This window comes from Polaromonas sp. P1_G4, from assembly GCF_056405475.1.
In genome coordinates, this window is record NZ_JBFUCA010000499.1 from 1 (window position 1) to 3,085 (window position 3,085).

Here is a 3,085-nt window from a genome sequence, read left to right on the forward strand (position 1 = left end):
CTTGGCGTGGGCCAGCGTGGTGCCGGAAAGCCGCTCGCCGCCCAGCATGCGGGCAATCTCAGCTACGCGCTGTTCCCCGTTGACATGGTCTACGGTGCTGAGGGTGGTGCCGTTTTCGGCTCGCTTGGCAACTACAAGGTGCTGATCGGCACAGGCTGCCACCTGCGGCAGATGGGTGACAGCCATGACCTGTCGGTCCTTGCCCAGCTGTTTCATCAGCCGTCCGACGGTTTCGGCCACGGCCCCCCCCACGCCCGAATCAACCTCGTCAAATATGAGTGTTTGCGCCTGCCCCAACTGGCTGGTGGTGACGGCGATGGCCAGCGCGATGCGCGACAACTCGCCGCCGGAGGCGACCTTGCCCACGGGGCGAGGTGTGCTGCCGGCATGGCCCGCTACCAGGAACTCGGCTTGCTCCAGCCCGTGCTGGGCCGGTTGCTCCAGTTTGTTGAGCGCCACGTCGAATTTTCCGCCCTGCATGCCGAGGCCCTGCATGGCCTGGGTAATGGCTTTGGCGAGTTTTGGGGCAGCTTTGCTGCGCGCCTTCGACACCTGGCTGGCTTCATCCAGGTAGGCTGACCGTGCCTGGTTTTCATTTTTTTCCAATTGAACCAGATCGGCGGCTTCGTCGAGTTTGTGCAGCTCAGCCCGCCAGGAGGCCAGCAATTCAGGCAGTTCGACCGGGGTGCGTTTGTAACGCCGTGCCAGGCTGACCCACAGCGAAAGACGTTCGTCGAGTTCGGCCAGCCGTTGGGGTTCCAGCTCGGCGTGCCGTGCGTAGCCGTTGAGCGAATGCACCGCATCTTCCATCTGGGCCAGAGCGCCATTTAACACCTCAAGGATGCCCTTGAACTCGGGTTCGATGTGTTCCTGGCCTTGCAACGATGCAATGGCTCGTCCCAGCAGTGCGGTGGCGTTCTCGTCGGACTCCTGCAATGCGTCGACGGCGGCCTGTACGGCATCGCGCAGTGCCTGCGCATTGGATAACCGCCCATGTTGAGCATTCAGTTCGTCCCATTCGGCGGCCCCGGGCGCCAGCTTGTCGAGTTCACCGATTTGCCACGCCAGCCGCTCGCGTTCGCGCTGCAGGCTGTCTTGCGCTTCGTGCGCGTCGTTCAATGTTTTCTGGGAGAGCCGCCATTGCTGCCAGAGGCGTGACAACTCGCCGGTAGAGACTTCCGCATAGGAGTCGAGCAAGCCGCGTACCGCGTCGGGGCGGGTCAGGCTTTGCCACGCATGCTGGCCGTGGATGTCCACCAGCTGGTCGGCGATGTCCTTGAGCTGGGTGGCTGTTGCCGCGCTGCCATTGATCCAGGCGCGGCTTTTACCTTGCGCGTCTATCGTGCGCCTGAGCAGCAGGGTTTCGCTGCTGTCGAAGCCGGCTTGTTCCAGCCAGGGGGCCAGGCCGGCGGGGCTGTCAAACTCTGCGCTGATTTCGCAGCGTGCGGCGCCTTCGCGAACTACGCCGGCATCGGCTCGGGCGCCCAAAGCAAGCTGCAGTGCGTCAATCAGGATGGATTTGCCCGCACCGGTTTCACCGGTGAGCACCGAAAAGCCGCCGGACAAATCCAGCTCAAGCCTGTGGACGATGACGAAGTCGCGAAGCGATATGGTTTTGAGGCTCATAACTTGAATCCTGGCCGGTCAGGCCACGCCTTCGTTCCAGTGCAGCTTTCTCCGAAGCGTGTCGAAATAGCTCCAGCCTTTGGGGTGCAGGAAACGCATTTGGTGTTCGGAGCGCCTGACGGTGATGCGGTCGCCATGCAACAGACTTGCCAGCGACTGCATGTCGAAGTTGGCGCTGGCGTCGCGGCCAGAGACGATTTCAATGGTAATTTCGCCCGAGTCCGACAGCACAATGGSCCTGTTGGACAAGGTATGCGGTGCAATCGGCGCCAACACCCAGCCGGCAATCGATGGGTGCAGCAAGGGCCCGCCCGCTGAAAGAGCATAGGCCGTGGAGCCGGTCGGCGAGGCGATGATCAGGCCATCTGCGCGCTGGTTTGCCACAAAGCGGCCATCCACCTCCACACGGAGTTCCACCATGCCGGCGGTCGCTCCGCGGTTCACGACAACGTCGTTCATGGCGGTGGCGCTGAAGACGCACCTGCCGTCACGCACGACCTCGGCCTGCATCATCCAGCGTCGATCTTCTTCATACTCGCCACGCAACATGGGAATGAGTGTGTTCTGGTAGTCCTCAAAGGCGATGTCAGTGATGAACCCCAGCCTGCCCTGATTGATGCCCACCAGGGGGATGCCGAATTGGGCCAGCAGCCGGCCTATACCCAGCATGGTGCCGTCCCCCCCCACGACGAGGGCGAGGTCGCATTGGGCGCCGATGCCGGCTGCGTCAAGGGTGGGGAACCGGGTCAGGCCGGTGTTGCTGGCGGTGTCCTGCTCGATCGCCACCTCGCAACCCTGGGTGCCCAGGAAGTGTGCGATCTCCTCCAGTGCTGACCGGGAACCTTGTGCGTGGTACTTGCCGATCAATGCGACATGGCGAAATTGCGACTTCATCGGCAAATTACATCACAACATGGCAACCGAAGCTTCGTAGAATGGCACCATGCTTGATGATCGTGCCCGATTGCTGCTGAAAGCACTCGTTGAACGCTACATTGCCGATGGACAGCCGGTAGGTTCGCGCACGCTCTCGAAAGCTTCCGGCCTTGAACTGTCTCCGGCCACCATACGCAATGTGATGAGCGACCTCGAGGAGCTTGGCCTGATTGTCAGCCCGCACACCTCGGCAGGGCGCATTCCTACCGCGCGGGGTTACCGGCTCTTTGTGGACACGATGTTGACCACCCAGCGCGACCCCTTGTCGTCGTCGGGCCATATCGGTGCGCCGCGACTGGCACCTGATCAACCCCAAAAAGTGCTCAGCAATGCGGCGCACATGCTGTCGAGCCTGTCGCAATTCGTGGGTGTCGTCATGGCGCCACGCCGGACGTCGGTATTTCGCCATATCGAGTTCCTGCKCCTGTCCGAAAAACGCTTTCTTGTGATCATCGTCTCGCCTGACGGCGATGTGCAAAACCGGGTCATCTTCACCGAAGCGGACTACACGCAGTCCCAATTG

The 3,085-nt window shown here is 61.9% G+C and carries 3 protein-coding genes; 1 reads left to right on the forward strand and 2 read right to left on the reverse strand.

Going from position 1 to position 3,085, the window contains the following annotated elements:
* Positions 1-1,626, reverse strand: a 1,626-nt coding sequence (gene recN / locus AC1D1X_RS19465) for a DNA repair protein RecN (protein WP_477698932.1), incomplete at its 3' end; no start/stop codon positions are given.
* Positions 1,627-1,644: 18 nt separating this feature from the next.
* Complete coding sequence (locus AC1D1X_RS19470; protein ID WP_477698933.1) at positions 1,645-2,520, reverse strand: NAD kinase; 876 nt, start codon at positions 2,518-2,520, stop codon at positions 1,645-1,647.
* Between the two features lie 49 nt (positions 2,521-2,569).
* Here AC1D1X_RS19470 and AC1D1X_RS19475 point away from each other — a divergent pair.
* Positions 2,570-3,085, forward strand: a 516-nt coding sequence (locus AC1D1X_RS19475) for an HrcA family transcriptional regulator (RefSeq protein WP_477698934.1), incomplete at its 3' end; no start/stop codon positions are given.